The organism is Vibrio sp. STUT-A16, assembly GCF_026000495.1.
Taxonomy (GTDB): Bacteria; Pseudomonadota; Gammaproteobacteria; order Enterobacterales; family Vibrionaceae; genus Vibrio; species Vibrio diabolicus.
The window spans coordinates 2,378,321-2,400,826 of sequence record NZ_AP026765.1 but is presented as its reverse complement, the minus strand read 5'-3'; the positions used below and the strand labels follow the sequence as shown (position 1 = coordinate 2,400,826).

Here is a 22,506-nt window from a genome sequence, read left to right as displayed (position 1 = left end):
TCGTGACGCAATCATTTCTATTGTTCTTTTTATACCTAAATCACCTCATAGAGATTCATTGAAGGTACTTAGGTATAGTTAAAAAAATACCAGCAATATGCTGGTATTTTAAAGAGGTTAGTCTTGCTGTTCACTTAGTATTTTACGTTATCGTTGTACTGCGCAAGAATGGATTGAATCTCGTCCATCGTTTCTTTCGGTGGAGGGTTTACCCCTTCGAGTGGGTATTCTAAGCCCAATGCTTCCCATTTATGGGCACCCAATTTGTGATAAGGAAGTAACTCGACCTTTTCGATGTTATCCATATCTTTAATAAACTCACCAAGCATATGTGCTGCTTCAGGGTCATCTGTGTAACCAGGCACGACTACATAGCGAATCCAAGTTTTCTTTCCGATTTTTTGCAAGTAACGAGCAAAGTCCAATGTACGTCGGTTCGATACGCCGATGAGATCTTGGTGCACTTCATCTTTCATGTGCTTGATATCAAGCATTACTAAGTCTGTTGCATCCAGTACTTCATCAATAACATCAGTGTGTTTACGAACATAACCGTTCGTATCTAGACACGTATGAATACCTTCTGCTTTAGCTGCGCGGAAAAAGTCCCGTACAAATTCAGGTTGAAGCATCGCTTCGCCGCCAGAACAAGTAACGCCACCACCTGATGCATTCATGAAGTGGCGGTAACTTTTCGCTTCGGAAATGATCTCTTCAACCGTAACTTCTTTGCCATCATGCGTATCCCATGTATCGCGATTGTGGCAATACTTACAGCGCATCAAACAACCTTGCAAGAAGACGATAAAACGAATACCAGGTCCGTCTACGGTACCACATGACTCAAATGAGTGAATACGACCAGTTGTTGACATCTTTTGCTCTCATTACTAGTAAATTCTAGCTGTTATTTTATTACAAAAAGCAGGGTTAAAACAGCTTTGTCGGTACTAAAGGCAAGGTTATGTGAAGAAAGAAAATAGATAGACCAATCTAAATAAATGCTTGATCACAGGGTTGGTTAATACCAAACGAGAGAACTTGCCTTGTATTTAGATTGGTGTGGATACAGGGATAAGTCAGCTTTTAAAAAAAGGCGAACACAGAGAAGGAGCCTGTCCCATAAACATCAGTTTGGGATTCTTCATAATCTGGCGTTTTTATCGTAAAGGTTAGGCTTGCACCGTAATTTTGGTTATACCAAGTTGCACCTGCTACGGCGCTTGCTTGCCAATTTTGCAGTGTGACGTCGTATGGCGCGGATGGCTCAGGAATACCAGGGCGATCGCCTTCGATGGTCATGTCATTGAAACGGTAACGACCTTCAAACCCCGTAAATAAGAACCAGCTTGAAGTATCCTGTGCGAGCATACTCGCTGAGAATGGGCTCTCAACACTAATATTGGCGGCTCCGATGCTGCTTGCTAGGTTTGTACCCCAGCGGAACATGACTCCTTGTGATACATCGCTGCGGAAGTTACCTGCGTTAATGTCATTCACATTAGTGATTTCCCATTGCGTCTTCTGGCCCTCACTGCGCATGAGTTTATTGAAAGCTCGGTAACCAACGCTAAAGGCAATTTCATCGTCAATTTGGTAATCCCAGCCTTGAGGATCGGTTGAACCAGTGATGCCGTGAACAATTTCTTGCGCTTTTTCTGAAAGCGAACTTTCACCTGTTGCACCGATGGTGAAGTTGTAGCGGACGGCCTTATCATCAGTCAAAGAAAGATAGTTGATCTCAGTATGTAGATAACCCGCATATGGGCGATCATTGACCAGTGGATAATCCGCTTCAATGTCGCTCGGAGTCCACATTTTGTGGCCAAGAACCAACTCTATTTTATCGATATTGGCGTGTTCTGAGTCAGCCAGACTCAGCCATTTCCATTGGCTTTCTTGTTTCAGTTGGCCTGTTGCGTAGGAAAGAAAAATACCATTTGTGTAGTCTTGGTCGACGCCGAAAATACCATCATTGTCGAGTGTAAAAGAAACCGTAGACTTAGTGGATGCCATCGCAACTGGAGAAAGAAGAGTAAGAACAATTAATTTACTGAGTTTCATATACTTTATTTACTAACTTTTTTCGCATCATACGTAAGAATGTGGGCAAAATCTTTCGTAATATCACAACTTTCATTCAAGAAATAAAAAAAGGCTGATGCTTAGAAGCATCAGCCTTTGTTGTATCACTAAAACGTTATTTCATTAAAGTCTTATAGAGACTCTGTGAATGTACGTGCGATTACGTCAGCTTGTTGCTCTGCAGTTAGAGAGTTAAAGCGAACAGCGTAACCAGATACACGGATTGTTAGCTGAGGGTATTTCTCTGGGTGCTTAACAGCGTCTTCTAGAGTTTCGCGGTTAAGAACGTTCACGTTTAGGTGTTGACCACCTTCGATACCCGCTTCGTGGTGGAAGTAACCATCCATCAGACCAGCAAGGTTAGCGCGTTGTGAACCTTCATCTTTACCTAGTGCATTAGGTACGATAGAGAATGTGTAAGAGATACCATCTTGTGCGTCAGCAAACGGCAGTTTTGCAACTGAAGTTAGTGATGCTACGGCACCTTTCTCATCGCGACCGTGCATTGGGTTAGCACCTGGAGCAAATGGAGCACCAGCACGACGACCGTCAGGTGTGTTACCAGTTTTCTTACCGTAAACCACGTTTGAAGTGATAGTAAGAATTGACTGAGTAGGGATTGCATCACGGTAAGTCTTAAGCTTACGGATTTTGCCCATAAATACAGAAACAAGTTCACATGCGATATCATCAACGCGTGGGTCGTTGTTACCAAATTTAGGGTAATCACCTTCGATTTCGAAGTCGATTGCTAGACCGTCTTCGTCACGGATTGGCTTAACTTTTGCGTATTTGATTGCAGACAGAGAGTCAGCCGCAACAGATAGACCAGCAATACCACAAGCCATAGTACGTTTAACGTCACGGTCATGTAGAGCCATTAGTGCCGCTTCGTAGCTGTACTTGTCGTGCATGAAGTGGATAGCGTTTAGTGCAGTCACGTACTGCTTCGCTAGCCAATCCATGAAGTGGTCCATTTTCTCCCACAACTCATCGTAGTTCAGTACATCGCCTTCGATCTTCGGCATTTGTGGACCAACTTGGATTTTTAGCTTCTCATCCACACCACCGTTGATGGTGTAAAGCATAGTTTTCGCAAGGTTAGCACGAGCACCAAAGAACTGCATTTGCTTACCAACAACCATTGGAGATACACAACATGCGATTGCGTAGTCGTCAGAGTTCATGTCTGGACGCATTAGGTCGTCGTTTTCGTACTGGATTGAAGAAGTATCGATAGATACTTTCGCACAGAACTTCTTGAAGCCTTCAGGTAGTTGCTCAGACCAAAGAACAGTGATGTTTGGCTCTGGAGAAGGACCCATTGTGTATAGTGAGTTTAGGAAACGGAAGTTTGTACGAGTAACTAGCGTACGACCGTCAAGACCCATACCACCCATAGACTCAGTTGCCCAGATAGGGTCGCCAGAGAATAGATCATCGTACTCAGGAGTACGTAGGAAGCGAACCATACGTAGTTTCATTACGAAGTGGTCGATCATTTCCTGCGCTTGTTCTTCTGTGATGCGGCCAGCAGCGATATCGCGCTCGATGAAGATGTCTAGGAATGTAGAAGTACGGCCTAGAGACATTGCCGCGCCGTTTTGAGATTTAACAGCAGCTAGGTAACCGAAGTAAGTCCACTGGATAGCTTCTTGTGCAGTTTCAGCAGGACGAGAAATGTCACAACCGTATTTTGCAGCCATTTCTTTGATTTGACCTAGAGCACGGTGTTGCTCTGCGATCTCTTCACGAAGCTGCATTGTCATTTGTAGGTCTTCGCCGTTCTCGAAACGCTCTTGTAGAGAAGAGAACTGTGCGAATTTATCCTTCATTAGGAAATCAATACCGTATAGAGCAACACGACGGTAGTCACCGATGATACGACCACGACCGTATGCATCAGGAAGACCAGTCAATACGCCAGACTTACGACACGCCATGATTTGTGGAGTGTAGATGTCGAAAACGCCTTGGTTGTGAGTTTTACGGTATTCTGTGTAGATTTTCTTAACTTGTGGGTCAAGCTCGCGGTTGTAGGCTTTGCATGAACCTTCAACCATACGGATACCACCGTTAGGGATGATCGCACGTTTTAGAGGAGCGTCAGTTTGAAGACCTACGATAGTTTCTAGGTCTTTTTCGATGTAGCCTGCATCGTGAGCAGTGATGGTAGAGATAACTGAAGTATCAAAATCAACAGGAGCGTGAGTCGCGTTCTCTTGTTTGATGCCTTCCATTACCTTAGCCCAAAGCTTGTTAGTCGCTTCAGTACCTTCAGAAACTAGGAAAGATTCGTCGCCTTCGTACGGAGTGTAGTTCTTCTGAATGAAATCACGAACGTTTACTTCGTTTTGCCAGTCGCCTGCAGCAAAACCTTCCCAAGCTTTAGCAAATTGCTCTGCCATGACATACCTACCTTTTTAGTAGAAAAAAATACGTACTGCTTCGCCGTTGAGCCAGCTATCCCCAAGTTAAAGAGGGGAACAGTACACTCTTATGAATAACAATATTTATAGTCTTAAATTTAAATGTTCGAGTTACAAAACTATAAATATTGTCACTAGTTTTAACGTTTCTCTTTTTAAGCAACAGTTAGAGGTTAAACTAAAATTTTTTTGCAAACCTTAAACTAAATCAATAAATCCTCAAAAATCTCGATAAAAATGGGGTAGCGACTAGCGCTACCCACACATTTTCTGAACTGTCAGCTTTACAGCCAAGCTTGGATGCCATATTGGCCTTCAAGCATACCAACTGCAAGCATAGCAACTAAACAGATAATAAGTACGCTTACTGGGATCACAATCTTGTCTACAAACGACAAGCGAGACGCGCGCTCTTTATCACCAATTAAGCCGTTGTTATCTAAAAGCATAGTTAGTGCCCAAGCTAGAACAGGGTTAACGACTGCCGAACCAAAGATACAGATGCCTGCCGCTTGTGAATCTTTTGAGTCTTTCACCATCTGCATGCCAGCTTCAAGTAGTGGTAGAGAGACACCAACGAGAAGAGCAACGCGCATAACTGGTGGCCATACAGCAACATCCATAGGGAAACCAAGGATTGCAACAATAATACATAGAGAACCTAGTAAGATTGCACCGCCAGGAATAGGGCGCTTCGCGATTGCTGCTGGGATCATGTAAGTCCCCCAAGATGATGTGATGTTACCACCACCGACAGCGGTACCGACCATTTGGCGCACAGAACACATTGTCATTGTGTCATCAACGTCCATCAGTACTTTTTCACTCTTACGTGGGTAGTTCATTTCTTGGAAGATGCGGTGACCCAAGAAGTCAGGAGACCACATTGCTACAGCAAGAATTGCGAATGGTAGAGAAGCAATGAAGTGTTCCATATTAGGAAGACCAAGCATCCAACCTTCTTCTGTTGAACCCCACCAGTAGATTGGGTTTAGGTTTGGAAGACCCGTCTCGGTTACGAATTTAATATCGAAGCCTGCGCCAAGAACAAGTGCGATTGCAAGGCCAGTGAAGGCACAAACAGGGATTGCTAGCCAGCGTTTGTTCACTTTAGCAAGGAACGCGTATAGGCCAATAGTAACCGCAAGAACGATTAGACCGATGTAACCCATGCTACCTGCGGCAACTGTGTCGGATTGCAAACCAACAGCCCAAGCTTGAATGGAATTAATTTGGCTCATCGTTCCGGTTAAACCCAAGAAGATGAGAAGGCCACCAGCCGTACCTTCAGAGGTGAGGTTAACCAGTTTTGAACCACCTTTTAACAGGCTCAGAATTAAACCAAACACACCAATGAGAATTGCCAATGCAAGAGGGTGAGCACCAGCAAGCGCGATGGTACCAATAAGAGGGATCATTGGGCCGTGGTTACCTGCTAGGTTGGCTTTAGGGTTAATAAAGCCAGAAGCAAGTACACAGAAAAGAAGTGCAGGGATGAGCATCTCTACACGGGCAACTTCGATGGCGAAATCTTTGCCCAGGTTAACATGGTCCCATGCGGCAGTTAGGCCTTCAGCCCAAGACATCATTACCGCAGAGTACATCGCGATAATACCAATCGTACCGGCAAGTGCTGGAACAAGATCTTCAAGTTCAAAACGGAAGTCACGACCTGGCAAGTTTAAGCCGAAACGACGCGGCTTCATAATTTGTAGTTCGTGGTCTAGGTAGTCTGAACGGCTTGCGAACTCAGATGCTGGACGATGAAGCTCACGGTAGCTCTTGGTCTCGATATCTGAATCAGAGTGCGTTTTGTTAACTGCGTCTGACATAGATTCCTCATATATTTAAAAGTTATGAATTCTTCATTCAATTGTGTTAATCCGCATCCTGCGGCACGCTTATGCTAGCTATTATTAGATTTGTTACACGTCGACATTGTGCCTAAGCATAGCTAATAACTTATTGTGTTGAGGCACAAAAAAATCCTCATCTTTTGGCAGGAGTCTAGCAAGATAGCCATTTAGGGTGATTGATTTAGATCACTTTAAGAATGGTTGTGAAATAAAACTACAGAAAGTTTCTGGCATGCGAATGAGATGGTGAAATCTTGTGTAATTTCATTACACAAGTTGCATAAAATTAGAATTTGTTGCTCTTATCGTTCTGGGATGCAGGGTCAATATCAATATTCATGATGATTATATAAAGCTGGCTTTATTCTTGCTTTCTACAGGGCAAAGACGATTTTTTGGCTAATCATTGCCGCTCAGTTTAGGAAAAAGACATGAAACAGCTTAAAGTACTGCCACTAGTGGCAATCATCTCAGGGTTAATGGTCGGTTGTGGCGGCGGTGGCGGTGGCGGCGGTGGTGCTGCGCCGAAAACAGCGTTTACTTTTGATTTTGCTATACCAGCAACAATGACTGAAAGTGAAGCTACTGCGAAAGGTTGTACGGTGTATGACCACAAAACTGAGCTGAACGGTGATAAAACGGTTTTAACCTATAGCGCAGCGTCAAAAGAGCAAGTGACTAACTATGTTATCGGTTACTACTCTGATGCAGATGGCAAAAGAGCCGGAGACATCATCAAACCAACCACTGATAACTTTAAGTTTTATCTTGAAGATATTCCTGACGGCGGCTTTGTAACGTTTCAAGCAATAGAATTTAACGGTAGAGAAGCTCGCGTAAATACGTTTTCAAAAGAATTCTTACAAGATAAGAAACTACGTAATGCCACGTTTGCCCTTAACCGAGACTCTTTGAACAAGTGCTTTACTGGCGGTAACTTAGCAAGCAATAAGTTTACTAACCTAGATTACCGAAATGCTGAATCAGGTGGTGGAGACTACAACTTTGTCTCGCAAACCGATATTTTCACGTCACCTAACCCTGATATGTTGCCTACCGATGAACTTATGGGCCTTAAAGGTGAGCCAACGGCGTTGTTCCAGTATGAATCTGGTTCAAGCGACAAAGTGCTGTACCAGTATGGTATTGGTTCGTGGGGGACTGGTGAGATCGCCTTAGTCAGAGCGGATAATACGTCAAACATTTATTCGTCTTCTGATTATACTTACGACACTCTCCACATTGGTTTTGTTACTAACGGCTTTGCGTATGATGCGCTGAAGCTAGATAAAACGGCCGTTGAATATAGTCGTCCTAGTGCAACGAATAAAGAAACTTGGGTCTACATGGCGTTCTCAGAGAATCAAGTTAATGGTTGGGAGTCTCTACTTAACGAAACGGTCTCTGATGGATGGGATATTGACGTTGATCCAAGCTCTTACTTAAATATTGATAACCTGCCAAACACAAAACCAAGTGTATCAACACAAGGAAGTGCAGACTCGGTGATTGATCTGGACATGGGTTTAACATCGTCTACAGAAGGCTTTACTCGTGTTGCTTACTTTGCGGCTTCAGGCGACTATAAAGTCACACATCGTATTTTCGCAAAGAGTGACAGTGACTCTGTTGTTGTTCCTGAGCTCCATTACTACAATTTCCCAACATCAGCCGTTAACGGTTTGAAAGTTTCAGCTTCGGACGATTTTAATCGCACTGCTTTGGTATTAAGTGACGATAGCAATATCGACTCTAAAGTTTTCATGAGCTTCTTTTCTAATGGTGAAGCGTCAGAGCCTGAGCTAGATGAAGACTTGGATGGCATCATTACTTCTGAAAAAGAAGGCCTAGAAAATGAAGTGACATTACGTACTTCAAACTCATTGGTAGTCAGTCGTTTTAACTAATTCATTACGACCCTAAATAAGTTCCAATTAACACTTTTGTAAATTTATTAAGCCCCTTCTAAAGGGGCTTTTTTATATTTAATATTCAGCTTTTGAAGAATAAGTTGCTATATATTGCATATTAATTTGGCTATCGTATCTTTCTATTCGAATTATTTAGGTTAATAATTTGTTGCAAGTTTCAGGGTGTGGTGCTAATTTGTTCCGAATTAGAGAGGGCGGAGTCCCTTAATTGCAGTGACAAAAACACAGGGAGTAGAGCGCATGAATGATGTACCAGCGCTAGATATAAAAGACCTGCACAAAACATTTGGACAAAATGAAGTTCTCAAGGGAATTTCTCTTGCCGCGCACAAAGGAGATGTCATCTCCATCATTGGCTCTTCCGGTTCTGGTAAGAGTACCTTTCTTCGATGTATCAACTTGCTAGAAACGCCTACCGCAGGCGAAATTTGGGTGAATGGTGAATTAATCCAAATGAAGAACAACCGAGCAGGGGAATCCGTTCCTGCTAATGAAAAGCAAGTGCAACGTATTCGCTCACGTCTAGCGATGGTGTTCCAAGGTTTCAACTTATGGTCACACCTGACAGTACTAGAAAACGTGATTGAAGCCCCTGTTCATGTTCTAGGCGTACCAAAAGCCCAAGCGATTGAAAACGCAGAAGTCTTGCTTAAGAAAGTAGGCCTATATGAGCGTAAAGACTATTATCCTGGACACTTATCTGGCGGTCAGCAGCAACGTGCCGCTATTGCCCGTGCGCTAGCAGTTGACCCTGAAGTGATGTTGTTTGACGAGCCAACCTCTGCGCTTGACCCAGAACTTGTTGGGGAAGTATTAGGGGTAATGAGAGATTTGGCAGATGAAGGACGAACCATGCTGGTGGTCACGCACGAAATGGCGTTTGCGCGAGACGTATCAAACCATGTGATGTTCTTGCATCAAGGCTTAGTGGAAGAACAGGGAAATCCAGCTAAGCTATTTACAAATCCGGATTCAGAACGATTACAGCAGTTTATCTCATCCATTTACTAATATTTTTAGGCGGCAGACTATTGCCTCCTAAGCCAGCACAACAAACAAAACGAAATAAAATAGCAATCACAGGAGTATGGAAATGAAAAAGTGGTTATTAGCAGCAACGATCGCTGCAACGGCAGTATCTGGTGTCGCTCAAGCGAAAGAATGGAAAACAGTTCGCTTCGGCATTGAGGGTGCTTACCCTCCGTTTAGCTGGACAGAAACGGATGGTTCTCTGAAAGGCTTCGACGTAGACATGGCCAACGCGCTTTGTGAAGAAATGCAAGTGAAATGTAAGATTGTCGCGCAAGATTGGGATGGCATCATTCCTTCTCTATTAGCGCGTAAGTACGACGCAATCATTGCTGCGATGTCTATTACTGAAGAGCGTAAGAAGAAAGTCGATTTCACTGGCAAATACGCACTGATTCCAAACAAATTTATTGCCAAGAAGGGTGCGAATCTGGATTTTGACAACCTAGATGGCAAGAAAATCGCTGTTCAACGTGCAACAACACACGACAAATATCTGACAGATAACTATGGCGATAAAGTAGAAATTGTTCGTTACGGTTCTTTTGATGAGGCTTACCTAGATTTAGCCAATGGTCGTGTTGCCGCTGTATTGGGCGACGCCTCTGCTCTAGAAGAAGGTGTGCTTAATAAAGCGGGCGGCGACGCGTACGAGTTTGTTGGTCCGTCATTGACCGATCCTAAGTGGTTCGGTGAAGGCTTTGGTATTGCCGTGCGTAAACAAGATAAAGATCTAACGAAGAAATTGGACGCGGCGATAATTTCACTACGTGAGAAAGGTGTTTATCAAGAAATTGCTGGTAAATACTTTAACTACGATGTGTACGGTGAATAAACCGTAATTAAGCGACCGTTGGCTTGTTCCTAGAAGTAGTCAACGGTCGATTTTTTGAGTTTAGGGATTAGGAACTCACCTATGCTAGATTTACAAGGATACGAAGCTTCGATTTTAAAAGGGGCTTTAGTAACGATAGAAGTTGCAGTGCTTTCACTCCTTCTTGCGGTGATCTTAGGTATGCTTGGCGCATTAGCTAAGTTAGCGCCTTACAAATGGGCAAGGGCGATTGCCACTCTTTACACCACCGTCATTCGCGGCATTCCAGATTTGGTTCTGATGATGCTGATTTTCTTTGGTGGACAAATACTTTTAAACAATAGCCTGTACTCCATTAACGAAACGCTCAATGAGTGGTTTGCTTCGAGTGATCCAAACCATGAATGGACGTCTTACTTACCCGACTATATTGATGTCAGCCCATTTATTGCAGGTGTACTCACGATTGGTTTTATCTTTGGTGCCTACATGGCGGAGACTTTTCGCGGAGCGATCATGGCGGTGGACAAAGGTGAACTAGAAGCGGCGAAAGCTTATGGTATGAGCTCAGCCTTATCGTTTAGAAGAATCTTACTGCCTCAGATGATTCGTCATGCATTACCTGGATTTGGTAATAACTGGTTAGTGTTACTCAAGACCACAGCGTTAGTTTCCATCATCGGCCTGGATGACATGGTGAGAATGAGCTCGTTGGCGGCAGGTACGACGAAAATGCCGTTTACCTTTTACATGGCTGTCGCGCTCATCTTTCTGTTTTTTACCAGCGTTTCGACCGGGCTACTCAAGCTTGTTGAGCGTAAGTTCAGTATTCATGCGAGGTAAGTTATGGATTTTTCTTTGATTATTGAAAGCTTCCCAACTTATCTTCAGGGACTTTGGACGACAGTTTGGCTGGTAGGATTAGCGTTGGTTATCGGTTTGTGTGTCTCGATTCCATTAGCCGTGGCACGTAATAGTACGAATTATGCCTTTAGCTTACCTTCTTGGGGATTCATTTACTTTTTCCGTGGAACACCGTTGCTGGTCCAGTTGTATTTGATTTATTACGGTATGGATCAGTTCTTTCCTGTGAAAGATACCTTGTGGGAAAACGCCTGGTTTTGTGCTTTAGTCGCTTTTATTCTTAATACGTCGGCTTATACAGCAGAAATTATTCGTGGTGCGATTAATGGCTTGCCCAAAGGTGAAGTAGAAGCTGCCAAAGCGTATGGGATGAGTAAGTTTATGACATACAGACGTATCATCTTGCCTAGTGCACTGCGTCGAGCATTACCAGCTTATTCAAACGAAGTGATTTTCATGCTGCACGGTAGTGCGGTCGCGGGTATTGTTACCATTATGGATCTAACTGGCGCTGCGCGCTTAGTTAACTCACGTTACTATGCGCCATTTGAATCTTTCCTTACGGCGGGGCTGTTCTACATGGCACTGACATTTATGATCTTGTGGTGCTTTAAAGTGGCAGAGAAGCGCTTCTTGGCATACCTACGTCCTTTAAGTTAATAATTAATGTCAGCAATGGTATCGGAATGGGTACCATTGCTTTTTGATGATTTTGTTATCTTCATTCCTATTTTTCCTACCGATACAAAAGACTATTTCTTTTTATTCATGCACTTACATTAATATTTGATAAACCCATTGTTTAGTAAGTAAAAATGAAAAAAACAATTCTATCGTTGGGCCTTGCCGCCGTTGCCACTGGATGTGGTGGGGGAGAGGGAGAGTCACAATCTAATGCTCAAGTAAAACCAACGCCAGCTCCAGTTCAACAAGCTCTGGAAACTGGTAATGCACTGCTCGTTTCTGACCCGAACGATTTCATCCGAGAAAGTCGGCAAGTTGTGGAAGGGCACAAGAAACAGTCGAATACGATCAAATCTGCAATTGCGAAAAACCTTTCTGGCCTTTATTGGGATCCAACCCATGATGCAGCGATATTGGCACCTCAGTATGGGTTCAACGACACCATCTTGATGACCAACAAGGCCATGGCTAGCGGTTATAAAGATCAGGCGTTGTCAATTGGCGTTGCTGGAGAAAAAGCTAATGGTCAACGTTATGCGCTATTAGGTAGTAACCCATTTAGAACGGCACAACGCTTTCCCGAGTCTTCGAATGCAGCGATGACTCAATGGCTAAGCAACCTGGTCACTTGGTTGTCAGGCGGAGCTACTTCAAACGTTGTCATCGCGCAAATGGATCAGTCTTATTACTTCCCTGATGAGCAAGCGACTCGGAATTGGCTGAAAGACAATGTTTCACAAGAATTGGCGTTTAACGAGGCCAACCTATGCGATGGTTCAAAGCTACTTAGCTGCTTGCAAACCAATACTCCAAACTTATTGATCTTGTCACAGCATCTGCAATCTGGCGACACCAACCAACAAGTACTCGATGCTCTGGCATACGCTGAGCAAGCCCAAATTCCTGTTCTATACCTGCATTGGGATGGAGGACTAACTGAACTTGGCCGAGACATTTTGGAAAAATTCCATGTTGATTATGTGGGAGATAACTATTGGCGTAAGTTAGGCTTGGTTGATTGGGCGCCTTCATCACTCATGAACTTCGTGCCAGACTCTGTTGCTATGCAACAAGCGCTGCTGTCTCGTTTTGAATCTCAAAACTTCAATGTTGACTTGTCACAGTGTGATGACAAATCTTGTCCTGACACTGCGAATATGGAAAGTCAATTTTATGCAGGGGCAAACAGTATTCGCCATCGGTTGAAAAAGCTTGATGAACAAAAAGTAGATTTGTTTAATCAAGATGGCTACCAATACGAAAAACTCATGGTATTGCTGGCTGATCACTATCGTCAAACGGTTGTGTTCCCAATGGACAAACAATCAACCCAAACGACCGAATTCCTAAAGTCGTATTTTGCCGATTATGTACAATACAACAGCCGAAGTGTGAACCCAAAACAACCAAATATGGGGAACTTCAGCCGTAGTGAGTTTAGCCCTGAAGTAAAGAGAATCAGCGCAACGATTAATATGGAGTCAAAGCGTAACTTCCGCTCTGCTGGTGTGTATGCGCTTCCTGGAGAGACCTTTACGGTCACGCGCAATGACAGTAATGAAGTGACGACTAAAATTGTCATCAACAGTTTAAGAAGTGGGGCAACTCATGAGTTCAGCAAAGATGGATACACGCGACCAAAGATGCTGACTTCTTTCGCCTATGAGGTGAAGCCGGGTGAAACCGTCACGCTGACTTCACCTTATGGCGGGCCTATCCAGGTTCACTTTAACAATAATGATGTACCAGTAGCTCTAACATTTAGCCATGTAGCGCAGCACCCTGTATGGAGAAGTGAAAAGGATAACGATGCGTTTATTCAGGAGCTTGAAGCGAATTTGTTCGATTGGGCTGAACTGATCACCCCTGGGTTTGAAGTGCACTCAAAGCGTGACAAGATGTTAGAGTCGGTCAACGATGAAATGTGGTCGACACCAGCTGAAATGGCGCTGGCGACAGAAGAGTATGTTCATAACTACCCACATGTCTTGGCTGGTTTCCAAGGGCCGGGTATCGATGAGGTTCCGGAAATTATCCAGTATGCCAAAAATCAAGGTTGGGAAATCGCCAATATTGATATGGTGAAGCATATGAACGCTGACCAAGCGACGTGTGGTTACGGCTGTTCTGGTAACCCATACGATGCTTACTGGTCATTCAGCCCACTCGGTCACGGTGATTTACATGAGCTTGGTCATGGCTTGGAAAAAGGTCGATTCCGATTTGCAGGCTGGGAAGGGCATTCAACGACCAATTACTACTCGTATTACAGTAAGTCTCGTTTCTTCCAGAATACGGGGAAAGTTTCAACTTGCCAAAGCTTAGATTTCAAAGGCCAGTTTGAATTATTGCAAGCAAGCCGAACTCAAGCGGATCCAAACGTTTACATGGCAGCGCAAAATCAAACTGGTTGGAGTTGGGGAGCTCGCGTTTACATTCAAATGATGATGGCGACGCAGCATGAAGGTGTACTGCAAAATGGTTGGCATTTATTGGCGCGATTGCACCTGATTGAACGTGAGTTTAACCGCTTGAAATCGGATGATGCGCTTTGGAATGAGAGACGATTGAGTATTGGTTTCGCCAACTACTCTCGTGAAGAGGCAAATAGCATCTCAAACAATGACTGGTTGCTTATTGCTCTGAGCTACATCTCTCAGCGAGACATGACGAGCTATTTAGATATGTGGGGCTTCTCGTTCACAGAAAAAGCGAAACAGCAGGTTGTGGCGCTGAATCTACCACCGATGCCTCTCACTTACTTTGCAAGCAGCAATACCGGCTACTGTCTGAACGAATTTGCTCAAACGCCAGTCAGTGTTGATGGTCAAACGGTTTGGCCGCTGAACTAGCTGAGTAGAAAGTAACTTGCATGAAAAAGGGAGACAGAGTCTCCCTTTTTCATGGGTTAAGCTTAGCGTTGAGTCCCGCTTATTGCTCAGTTATGTATTACTTGAACGTCGACCAAATTGGAGCGTGGTCTGAAGGTTTTTCAATACCGCGCAATTCATAATCGATACCCGACTCAATACATTTTTGCGCGAGAGAAGGGGTCGTCAAAATGACATCAATTCGTAGACCTCGGTTATCATCAAACCCGCGAGAGCGATAATCAAACCACGAGAATTGATCGTTCACTTCTGGATATAGCTTGCGGAAGGTGTCCTCAAAGCCCCAGTCTAGCAAGGTTTTCAGCCATTCGCGCTCTTCCGGTTGGAATGAACATTTACCTGTTTTTAGCCAACGCTTACGGTTTGGTTCGCCGATACCGATATCTGCATCAATAGGGCTAATGTTGATGTCACCCATAACAATCAATTGCTCGTCGCTATTGTGATGCTCGTTTAGGTAAGTCATCAGATCTTTATAGAACTGACGTTTGTATGGGAATTTTGTTTCGTGGCTGATGTTATCCCCTTGAGGGAAGTAGCCGTTTAGCACCGTGACCTTTTCGCCGTTTTCATTTAAAAACGTTGCCATGATCATGCGCTTTTGGTGCTCTTCGTTATCCGTCGGGAACCCTTTTTGTACGAGAAGAGGCTCTTGCTTACAAAGCATTGCGACGCCGTAGTGCGCTTTTTGACCATGGAAATACACCTTGTAGCCCATGGCTTCGACAGCTTCAATCGGGAATGCTTCATCGTGAACTTTAATTTCCTGAAGGCCAATCACATCTGGTTGGTGTTTGTCGATTAGCGCTTGGAGTTGGTGCAGTCGCGCACGTAATCCATTGATGTTAAAGCTGATTACTTTCATTGTTTATCCTTTTTGAGGGCGTACTTTTTTATGAATAGTATCATTGTGCAAGAGCACTGAAAACGAGTCTCGGTGAAAGGAGCGAAACGTTGGGCTACTTTGCTTTTAATTTGTTTTCTAAGTCGTTTTGCACGATCTTCAAAGCGTTAAGCGCAACTTCTGGATCTATCTCATTGCTCTCAAGTAAATAGATCAAATCGACAGCCAATTTGATCTCTTCAGGTGCGTCATCTAAAGGCGAGGTTGGTTGTTCGGCCATTATTGGTGTTTTTCCCTATGTGTAATTTGGTTCTCTAGTTTCAGAAGCGCTGCCTCACAACGTGCCAAACGTTGCTCGGTCGCTAGTAACACTTTCTGAGCCTCGGCACGCATAAAACTAGGAGCGGTTTCGACAGCACGTTCTTTTTCTAACACCATTTCGCGCAAGCGTCTTGCCCACTCTTGGTGTTGAGCGAGTTCCTGATAAAGCACGTTAATAGGCTTGCGGAAATGGCTGCTATGTTTGATCTCATTCTTGCGAATTTTGGTAGTAGAAATCTCGCGTTGAATCGCACCTATTTGCGCTACTAACCGTTCAGTGAGGTACTCAGCACGCAAAGCGGTGAGCTTACCTTCATTTTGCTCACGCACAATCGCATCCAGCGTGGCTTTTGCTTCTTTTACGCAAGGAGTAAGTAAGCGAGAGCGACAACCAAATAAGCGCTCATCAAAAAGCGGAACATGGTGTTCGCCTCTTTGACGGTCAAGAACAGCGGCTTGCTTCGCCATTTGTTCTAGGTTTTCCTGGAGTTGAGAAATGTTCATGACAAACCTACAAACCATGCGTCATAAGCCAATTTTATGGCCAGTATACTGACGACAGTAACAAATACAGGGCGAATGAATTTAGAACCAAACCGAATGGCGGAATGCGCGCCAACAAAAGCGCCAGCCATTAAACATACCCCCATTGTTAAGCCTAGCACCCAGTTGATATGACCGAGGACTGCAAACGTAATCAAAGAGGTAAAGTTGCTGGTAAAGTTCATTGCTTTTGCTAAGCCAGAGGCGAGTAAGATATTCAGCCGATACAGAGCCATTGAACTTACCGTCCAAAAAGCCCCAGTTCCCGGCCCTGCGAGCCCGTCATAGAACCCTATGGATAATCCTTGCATGTACTGTTTTCTATGAAGTTTTGGGCAAGGCTCGGGAATTGGACTTTGATGAGGAGAGTGCGGTGTTTTATGGAAGACGGTGTATAACGCCGCCGCTAAAATAACAAGAGGTAACCCTTTTTCTAGCCAATCCGTGCTAATCGCGTCCACAAGTAGGGTACCTAATGTTGCTCCGACAAGCGTCGCAACAAATGCTCTTCCCCAGCATTGAGGCTTGAATAAACGTTTCTTGTAGTACGTAAATGCCGCAGTAGAAGAGGCAAAGGTAGCCGCAAGTTTATTGGTGCCTAGTGCAATATGGGGCGGCAAGCCCAACGATAGTAGAGCAGGTACGGTTAGCATGCCACCACCACCGGCAACTGCATCAATAAATCCAGCGACAAAAGCGACAAGCGCCAACACCAACAGCATAGTTGGCTCAATCATTTCCATAAATGGTGATTCTTCTAATATTCTATTTTACGTTTAAATGGAGGTAGTGAGTCGATTAAGGCTTGTCCGTATCGCTTAGTGACTAGGCGTCGATCAAGAATCGTTACTCTACCAGAATCTCTCTCTTTACGCAGTAAGCGACCTACGCTCTGGATCAGCTTTTTGCTTGCGTCAGGTACAGTTATTTGCATAAACGGGTTCCCTCCTTTTTTCTCGATATACTCGGAGTGAGCCTGTTCGACAGGGGAGGTTGGAACACCAAATGGAATTTTTGTAATCACCAAGTTTTCAAGTAATTCGCCAGGTAAATCTAGCCCCTCAGAGAAACTGCCAGTACCAAATAAGATGCTGGTTTTATTTGATTCTATTAGCTTTTTATGTTTTTTTAGAATTTCTTGACGTGAGCTTTCACCTTGAACTTGCAATGCCCAGCCTTTTTTTATGAACTCCGAAGACAGCGCCTTCGCAACTTGGTTCATCTGCCAATAGGATGAGAATAATACTAAGTTGGCTTTCTTGTCTTCCAAGTACTTAGGCAATATCTCAATAAGATATTCAGTAAATTGAGGCGCTGGTGGTTCATATTTCATCGCAGGGATGAGCAATTCTGCCTGGTTTTGGTAATCGAATGGTGACGCAAGCGCTAAAAACTGTGTGCCTGATTCTGGTTTTCCATCAATACCAACCTGATGGCAAAAGTAATGGAAGGAGTTTAATGCACGCATCGTTGCGGAAACTAAAATGGCGCCAATGCACCTGCTCCAAATTTGTTGGTCGAGTTGCCATCCAATTTCAAGCGGAGAAACACTCACAATGAAATCACCCTCGCGATCGGGGTGGGTTTCTAACCAGCGAGCCAAAGGCGCACCTTTTTCACGAGTTGGCTCAGCCATCAAGTGCCAGACTTGCGCTAGGTTTTCTAACCTTTGAATGTAGAAGCCGAGCTCTGCAAGCGCTGGTTCAGCCAATCTTGTCGCAAGCTCCCCATCTTTTACTCTTTCCGCAATAAGGTCGGCAATTTTTGCCACGCTTTGATTTGCTTTTTTACTGAACTGCTTTAACTCTTTGGATTGGTTCTCTAGCCATTCTGGTAGTTCACCGTGCTCAAAGCGGTAGATACTCTCTTCAAATTGAGCTGGATCGAACTGTTTAGGCAGTTGAGTCAGTGCTGGTATCAAGTTCTGAACCGCGTCTTGAAGGTCGTTGCGAAATCGAGCTACGCGCTTCTCGTCTGCGAGCGATGAAAACTTGCTAATCGACTGATTTAACTTCTCAAGCCATGCTGCCGCACCTTTTAAGCTCGCAGATGCTGAAGCATGATCGCGGGCGACATGAGGCAAGTGATGTGCCTCGTCAAAGACGTATATCGTGTTTTCTGGCTCAGGTAAGATTACTCCGCCCCCCAAGTCTGCGTCTGCCATGACGAGAGAGTGGTTCGCAATGATGACATCATTCTTATCCAACTCTGAGCGCGCTTTTTGGAATGGGCAGCCGCGATGGCCGGGTAAGCTGTTATTACAACTGTGTTTATCACTAACAATCAGTTGCCATAGCTTATCATCAATGGTTTTAGGCCAAGAATCACGGTCACCGTCCCACTTACCTTGCGCAAGAGAGCGATGCATTGTTTCCAACAGCTCTATATCTCTTTGCTTAGGCTTGGTTTCGAACATGGCTAACTGACCACCATCAGCGCCACAAGCTGAAGCAAGTTTTTCTGCACAACAATATCGTTGACGGCCTTTTGCCAAAATAAAAGAAAACTCTCGGTCGGTAATCCGACGAAAAAGAGGGAGGTCTTTATTTATGAGCTGCTCTTGCAGAGCTACGGTCGCCGTTGAGATAACCACTTTTCTATTGTTATGTACGGCCACGGGGATGGCGGCCATTAGATAGGAGAGCGACTTACCAATTCCAGTCCCTGCTTCTGCAACCAGTATTCGGTTAGATTTGTGGTACTGACCGCACAGCGTTTTTGCAATCTCTGCAACAAGGTAGTTTTGTGCTCTTCTAGGAACAAAGTTATCAAGTTGATCTTGCAGGTTTTGATAGCTATTACGAATCGATTTTTGAATGTTACTGGTCAGCATACGGGCCTCAAATGCGTTGGAGGCGAATAGTAGCACACATCACTAGTTGTACAGTAGTTCACAAAACGGAATGCTTTTATGAGGAATGTAGATCTTCTTCACAAAAAAATATTGAACCTTATCTAAATGAAATTAATTTCATTATATGAAAAATATAAAACTCCAAATATGATATTTGTATGGTTTTTTATTCTATATATTGTGTTTTTTAGTATTTGTTTTGGGTTTAAAATCTCATTGTTAATGGTTTTATAAATTATGAAAAATCAAGAGGATTGATTAGATGTTCGTCGAATAAATAAAGATAAACTTTTCAAGCTATTGTTTTTAAATGTTATTTTTGTTTTTTTTACATTGGTATTTAGAAAATTTGACAGCCAGAATAATCTTTTGCACTCTTAGCTCCAGATTTTGAGAAGGCGCTGTATAACGTTTTGTTAACGCTCTATCTCAAACATATAAAAAAAGGGAACCGGACAAGGATATCCCGAACTAAGAAAAGGCAGTGGATTAATTATGAAAAAAACTCTAGTAGCTCTTGCAGTAGCTGGCATCTCTACGTCTGCTCTAGCAGCAGGCAACATCTACGACAACGGTACAACTTCTTTCAACCTTAAAGGTGAGATCGATACTTACGTAAGTACTGTTGAACGTAAAGAAAACGGTAAAACTTCTACTAAGCGTGATGTAGACGTTGACCTTTGGGCTAAAGTCCAAGTCGATGCTGAACACAAACTAAACCAAGACGTTAAAGTATTCGGTTCATTTGAACTAGAAAACGGTGAATTCTTCGATAACGACAACAAACTTACTGGTGAAATTGACGGAGAACACGCACGTGTACGCACAGATGATCTTTACTTCGGTGCTTACTTCGGTGACAACTGGGGTGTAGCTGTTGGCGAAGTTGGTGACTTTGGTGATTCTCTGGACGCAATCACTATCGACAACACTAACGAAGGTCTTGGCTACGTTGATGACTTCGTAAAATCAAAAGAAAGTGCTGGTCACGCTGTTTCTGTTAAAGGTAGTTTCGATAAGCTAACTGTTATCGCTGATGCATACTTAGATCAAGACGAGAAAATCGATACTGCATTCGGTCTATCTGCACAATACGCAATCAACGAAATGTTCACTGTTGGTGCTTCTTACCAAGATCAAGAAAACCGTAACCTTGCTGGTGATGACTACCAAGTAATGGGCGCAGCTGTTCGTTTCAACATGGACAACTTCTCTGCTGCAGTTAACTACGTTGCTGAAGAGCTAAACAAAGCTGACCAAGATACATGGTCTGCAGTAGCAGCTTACCAAATGAACGAAGCTCGCGTTTACACTTCATTCGGTTTCACTGAGTACGAAGGCGACCACGACCAATCTTACTACACGTTTGGTGCTGACTACGCTGTAACTGGTAACGTTCTAACGTTCATCGAATACACTGCAAGCGAAAACGATAACAAAGATGCTTCTATGAAAACTGAAGGCGATATCGTAGTTGCTGGTGTTTACTACACGTTCTAATCGCAGAACTTAAGTAGATATAGTAAAGGTCGCATTTATTGCGGCCTTTTTTATATTAATAGCTTGTATCTCCTTAGGCACCTGAAAGCATTGACCAAGTGAGTACATGAAGATTTTTGAGAATTGAATGCGCTTACCAGTTATCTACAGTCAATGATGTAGAAATGATTGGCTTTTCAGCAATGATTTCCTCAAACTGTGATGAATCGTAAGCGATATTTAACTCTTTTGATGTAATTAATTGAATTTTAAGGTTATTAGGATATGAGACTAAAAGCTTGGACAGTAGCATTTGTGCTTGGGTTGTTTGGTACAACAGCGAACGCAGACACAACAAATAAAGCTGATACTTCAGCAACCCTAACTACCGCTCAAGGCGTTCAAGTGCTATTTGTAAATGGCGTTAGTGCGGATGATTTGAGTGAACCGTTTGGTCTTGTTGATGGCTCTAACCAAGTAGTTGTAAAAGTAAACAAAGCGATTGGGCGTGGTGATAAACGTACTCAAGTTTACTCTGCACCATACATTCTTGGCTTTAGTTCTGGCACGGGTGAGCTTTATATTGATGCGCCACCTTTTAGAGAAAAACGTCAGGCAGACAAGCTGTTTGAGCAAGATAAAATGGACTGGAAAGTAAGTTTCAACGATAAGTCTATTGATTACTCGCAATATAAAATGCCAGGTGAGAAAGGCGCGTTCCCATATTCAAACCTTGATGAGCAACTAGCGGAGTACAATGAAGCTCATGGCGTTTTCTTTGCAAACGGTAAGAGAGTCGAATTGTCTGAGCTACAAGCAGCGACGGCTGAAATTGTAACCAGCAAAAGCGCGCAAAGAGTAAAATCACCCGTAACAAAAGCGAAGATTGCCTACCTAGAAATGACAGACGAAGAACGTCAGGCATTCAAGAAGTGGGTTGCTCAACAATAATCGTTATTGGTAACGACAAAAACTAAAAAAGCAGGCGATTGCCTGCTATTATGTTTTTTGAGGTTTAAGCCTAGAGCTTTATTTCTCGCCACTCCCCTGGCTTTAAATCGTCAAGAACAATGCCGCCCATCGAGTAACGAACTAAACGCAGCGTTGGGAAGCCAATGTGTGCAGTCATGCGACGCACCTGGCGATTTCTTCCCTCAATAATGGTAATGGCTAGCCACGTTGTTGGGATATTTGCCCGAAAACGAACAGGAGGGGTTCTATCCCAGACTTGTGGTTCTGGAATCACTTCAACTTCGGCTGGTAGGGTCATACCATCTTTTAGCTCTACTCCCTTTCTCAATTTTTCAAGATCTTGCTCTAGAGGAGCGCCATCGACTTGAACCCAATAAGTCTTCGGGGATTTTGACTTTGGCTGCGTGAGCTTCGCCTGCAAGATGCCATCGTTAGTGAGCACCATCAAACCTTCGCTGTCTCGGTCCAATCGGCCAGCCGCATAGACATCTTTGATTGGGATATAGTCCGCTAACGTTTTGCGACCATCGCCATCGGTAAATTGACTGAGCGTATCGTAAGGCTTATTGAAAATAATGACTTTACGATCTTTGGGGGCCACTTTTGGCTTTTGGCTTTTTGTTGGGCGATTAGGGCGACGGTCTTGCTGAGTACGAGTCTTCGAGCCATTGCGAGCTCCTGAGTGTTTAAAATGGCCCGTTTTAGACTGGTTACGACTGCGACCTTTTTCCTGACCTGTACGAGATGACATGTTAACTACCCTGCAAAAATGTAAATGAACTGTGTTTGAAAGTTTTAAGTTTTCTCATGATCGGATATGATTTGCGCGCCTAAAACTAACAAACGCGCACAGAATGATAGACTAATTCGTGTTATTTGTTTAATTATATCAGTGCACTCATGGATTCAG

General features: G+C 43.7%; 18 protein-coding genes. 8 read left to right on the top strand and 10 right to left on the bottom strand.

Annotated elements, in window-relative coordinates; all coding sequences use genetic code 11:
* Nucleotides 1–134: 134 nt before the first annotated feature.
* The 4 genes from pflA to OO778_RS11390 all read right to left on the bottom strand — a co-directional run bounded on the left by pflA (nucleotide 135) and on the right by OO778_RS11390 (nucleotide 6,346).
* Entirely contained in the window at nucleotides 135–875 is a 741-nt protein-coding gene (gene pflA, locus OO778_RS11405) for a pyruvate formate lyase 1-activating protein (protein ID WP_005390663.1), read from the bottom strand.
* A 211-nt stretch (nucleotides 876–1,086) separates the two neighbouring features.
* Nucleotides 1,087–2,064, bottom strand: a complete 978-nt coding sequence (locus tag OO778_RS11400; protein WP_264909820.1) for a lipid A deacylase LpxR family protein — start codon at nucleotides 2,062–2,064, stop codon at nucleotides 1,087–1,089.
* A gap of 152 nt (nucleotides 2,065–2,216) precedes the next feature.
* On the bottom strand, nucleotides 2,217–4,493 hold the full coding sequence (gene pflB, locus OO778_RS11395) for a formate C-acetyltransferase (RefSeq protein ID WP_005390666.1): 2,277 nt from the start codon (nucleotides 4,491–4,493) through the stop codon (nucleotides 2,217–2,219).
* A 305-nt stretch (nucleotides 4,494–4,798) separates the two neighbouring features.
* Entirely contained in the window at nucleotides 4,799–6,346 is a 1,548-nt protein-coding gene (locus OO778_RS11390; RefSeq protein ID WP_005390668.1) for a DUF3360 family protein, read from the bottom strand.
* A 455-nt stretch (nucleotides 6,347–6,801) separates the two neighbouring features.
* On the opposite strand from OO778_RS11390, the gene OO778_RS11385 reads away from it, so the two are divergent.
* From OO778_RS11385 to OO778_RS11360, 6 genes are all read left to right on the top strand, one after another.
* Nucleotides 6,802–8,277 (top strand): hypothetical protein, encoded by a 1,476-nt coding sequence (locus OO778_RS11385; RefSeq protein ID WP_047008540.1) that lies wholly within the window; start codon nucleotides 6,802–6,804, stop codon nucleotides 8,275–8,277.
* 264 nt (nucleotides 8,278–8,541) lie between these two features.
* Complete coding sequence (locus OO778_RS11380) at nucleotides 8,542–9,312, top strand: ABC transporter ATP-binding protein (protein ID WP_005378438.1); 771 nt, start codon at nucleotides 8,542–8,544, stop codon at nucleotides 9,310–9,312.
* An 82-nt stretch (nucleotides 9,313–9,394) separates the two neighbouring features.
* On the top strand, nucleotides 9,395–10,165 hold the full coding sequence (locus OO778_RS11375) for an ABC transporter substrate-binding protein (protein WP_012841998.1): 771 nt from the start codon (nucleotides 9,395–9,397) through the stop codon (nucleotides 10,163–10,165).
* An 81-nt stretch (nucleotides 10,166–10,246) separates the two neighbouring features.
* The gene (locus OO778_RS11370) at nucleotides 10,247–10,987 is read left to right on the top strand and encodes an ABC transporter permease (protein ID WP_006742137.1); all 741 of its coding nucleotides are present in this window, start codon (nucleotides 10,247–10,249) and stop codon (nucleotides 10,985–10,987) included.
* A gap of 3 nt (nucleotides 10,988–10,990) precedes the next feature.
* Nucleotides 10,991–11,668, top strand: coding sequence for an ABC transporter permease (locus OO778_RS11365; protein ID WP_005390676.1), 678 nt, complete (start codon nucleotides 10,991–10,993; stop codon nucleotides 11,666–11,668).
* Nucleotides 11,669–11,823: 155 nt separating this feature from the next.
* Nucleotides 11,824–14,544 (top strand): ImpA family metalloprotease, encoded by a 2,721-nt coding sequence (locus tag OO778_RS11360; RefSeq protein ID WP_145474284.1) that lies wholly within the window; start codon nucleotides 11,824–11,826, stop codon nucleotides 14,542–14,544.
* 97 nt (nucleotides 14,545–14,641) lie between these two features.
* Here OO778_RS11360 and xthA read toward each other — a convergent pair whose 3' ends face one another.
* The 5 genes from xthA to dinG all read right to left on the bottom strand — a co-directional run bounded on the left by xthA (nucleotide 14,642) and on the right by dinG (nucleotide 19,124).
* On the bottom strand, nucleotides 14,642–15,448 hold the full coding sequence (gene xthA / locus OO778_RS11355; RefSeq protein ID WP_145474283.1) for an exodeoxyribonuclease III: 807 nt from the start codon (nucleotides 15,446–15,448) through the stop codon (nucleotides 14,642–14,644).
* Nucleotides 15,449–15,542: 94 nt separating this feature from the next.
* A complete protein-coding gene (rsmS, locus tag OO778_RS11350; RefSeq protein ID WP_139060330.1) occupies nucleotides 15,543–15,707 on the bottom strand; it encodes a pleiotropic regulatory protein RsmS in 165 nt (54 codons plus the stop codon).
* Nucleotides 15,707–16,252 carry a primosomal replication protein gene (locus tag OO778_RS11345; RefSeq protein WP_012841995.1) on the bottom strand — a complete coding sequence of 182 codons (546 nt, stop codon included), beginning with the start codon at nucleotides 16,250–16,252 and terminating at the stop codon, nucleotides 15,707–15,709. Before OO778_RS11345 ends, rsmS begins: the two co-directional genes overlap by 1 nt.
* Complete coding sequence (locus OO778_RS11340) at nucleotides 16,249–17,034, bottom strand: TSUP family transporter (protein WP_005390688.1); 786 nt, start codon at nucleotides 17,032–17,034, stop codon at nucleotides 16,249–16,251. The genes OO778_RS11345 and OO778_RS11340 overlap by 4 nt, the downstream gene beginning before the upstream one ends.
* Before the next feature lie 14 nt (nucleotides 17,035–17,048).
* Nucleotides 17,049–19,124: an ATP-dependent DNA helicase DinG gene (gene dinG / locus OO778_RS11335; protein ID WP_012841994.1), complete on the bottom strand. Its 2,076-nt coding sequence runs from the start codon at nucleotides 19,122–19,124 to the stop codon at nucleotides 17,049–17,051.
* Nucleotides 19,125–19,640: 516 nt separating this feature from the next.
* Between dinG and OO778_RS11330 the strand changes: the two genes are divergently transcribed.
* Nucleotides 19,641–20,645, top strand: a complete 1,005-nt coding sequence (locus OO778_RS11330) for a porin (RefSeq protein WP_005390692.1) — start codon at nucleotides 19,641–19,643, stop codon at nucleotides 20,643–20,645.
* Nucleotides 20,646–20,909: 264 nt separating this feature from the next.
* Nucleotides 20,910–21,575, top strand: a complete 666-nt coding sequence (locus OO778_RS11325) for a DUF2057 domain-containing protein (RefSeq protein ID WP_005390694.1) — start codon at nucleotides 20,910–20,912, stop codon at nucleotides 21,573–21,575.
* Between the two features lie 70 nt (nucleotides 21,576–21,645).
* Here OO778_RS11325 and OO778_RS11320 read toward each other — a convergent pair whose 3' ends face one another.
* Nucleotides 21,646–22,347, bottom strand: a complete 702-nt coding sequence (locus tag OO778_RS11320) for a pseudouridine synthase (RefSeq protein ID WP_005390696.1) — start codon at nucleotides 22,345–22,347, stop codon at nucleotides 21,646–21,648.
* Between the last annotated feature and the right edge of the window lie 159 nt (nucleotides 22,348–22,506).

What these genes read in the sequence shown, in the direction of transcription:
- OO778_RS11370 (WP_006742137.1), top strand. Translation starts at nt 10,247, where the DNA reads ATGCTAGATTTACAAGGATACGAAGCTTCGATTTTAAAAGGGGCTTTA.
- pflB (WP_005390666.1), bottom strand. Translation starts at nt 4,493, where the DNA reads ATGGCAGAGCAATTTGCTAAAGCTTGGGAAGGTTTTGCTGCAGGCGAC.
- dinG (WP_012841994.1), bottom strand. Translation starts at nt 19,124, where the DNA reads ATGCTGACCAGTAACATTCAAAAATCGATTCGTAATAGCTATCAAAAC.
- OO778_RS11360 (WP_145474284.1), top strand. Translation starts at nt 11,824, where the DNA reads ATGAAAAAAACAATTCTATCGTTGGGCCTTGCCGCCGTTGCCACTGGA.
- OO778_RS11340 (WP_005390688.1), bottom strand. Translation starts at nt 17,034, where the DNA reads ATGGAAATGATTGAGCCAACTATGCTGTTGGTGTTGGCGCTTGTCGCT.
- OO778_RS11365 (WP_005390676.1), top strand. Translation starts at nt 10,991, where the DNA reads ATGGATTTTTCTTTGATTATTGAAAGCTTCCCAACTTATCTTCAGGGA.
- OO778_RS11390 (WP_005390668.1), bottom strand. Translation starts at nt 6,346, where the DNA reads ATGTCAGACGCAGTTAACAAAACGCACTCTGATTCAGATATCGAGACC.
- OO778_RS11325 (WP_005390694.1), top strand. Translation starts at nt 20,910, where the DNA reads ATGAGACTAAAAGCTTGGACAGTAGCATTTGTGCTTGGGTTGTTTGGT.
- OO778_RS11375 (WP_012841998.1), top strand. Translation starts at nt 9,395, where the DNA reads ATGAAAAAGTGGTTATTAGCAGCAACGATCGCTGCAACGGCAGTATCT.
- OO778_RS11330 (WP_005390692.1), top strand. Translation starts at nt 19,641, where the DNA reads ATGAAAAAAACTCTAGTAGCTCTTGCAGTAGCTGGCATCTCTACGTCT.
- OO778_RS11400 (WP_264909820.1), bottom strand. Translation starts at nt 2,064, where the DNA reads ATGAAACTCAGTAAATTAATTGTTCTTACTCTTCTTTCTCCAGTTGCG.
- xthA (WP_145474283.1), bottom strand. Translation starts at nt 15,448, where the DNA reads ATGAAAGTAATCAGCTTTAACATCAATGGATTACGTGCGCGACTGCAC.
- OO778_RS11385 (WP_047008540.1), top strand. Translation starts at nt 6,802, where the DNA reads ATGAAACAGCTTAAAGTACTGCCACTAGTGGCAATCATCTCAGGGTTA.
- OO778_RS11380 (WP_005378438.1), top strand. Translation starts at nt 8,542, where the DNA reads ATGAATGATGTACCAGCGCTAGATATAAAAGACCTGCACAAAACATTT.
- rsmS (WP_139060330.1), bottom strand. Translation starts at nt 15,707, where the DNA reads ATGGCCGAACAACCAACCTCGCCTTTAGATGACGCACCTGAAGAGATC.
- OO778_RS11345 (WP_012841995.1), bottom strand. Translation starts at nt 16,252, where the DNA reads ATGAACATTTCTCAACTCCAGGAAAACCTAGAACAAATGGCGAAGCAA.
- OO778_RS11320 (WP_005390696.1), bottom strand. Translation starts at nt 22,347, where the DNA reads ATGTCATCTCGTACAGGTCAGGAAAAAGGTCGCAGTCGTAACCAGTCT.
- pflA (WP_005390663.1), bottom strand. Translation starts at nt 875, where the DNA reads ATGTCAACAACTGGTCGTATTCACTCATTTGAGTCATGTGGTACCGTA.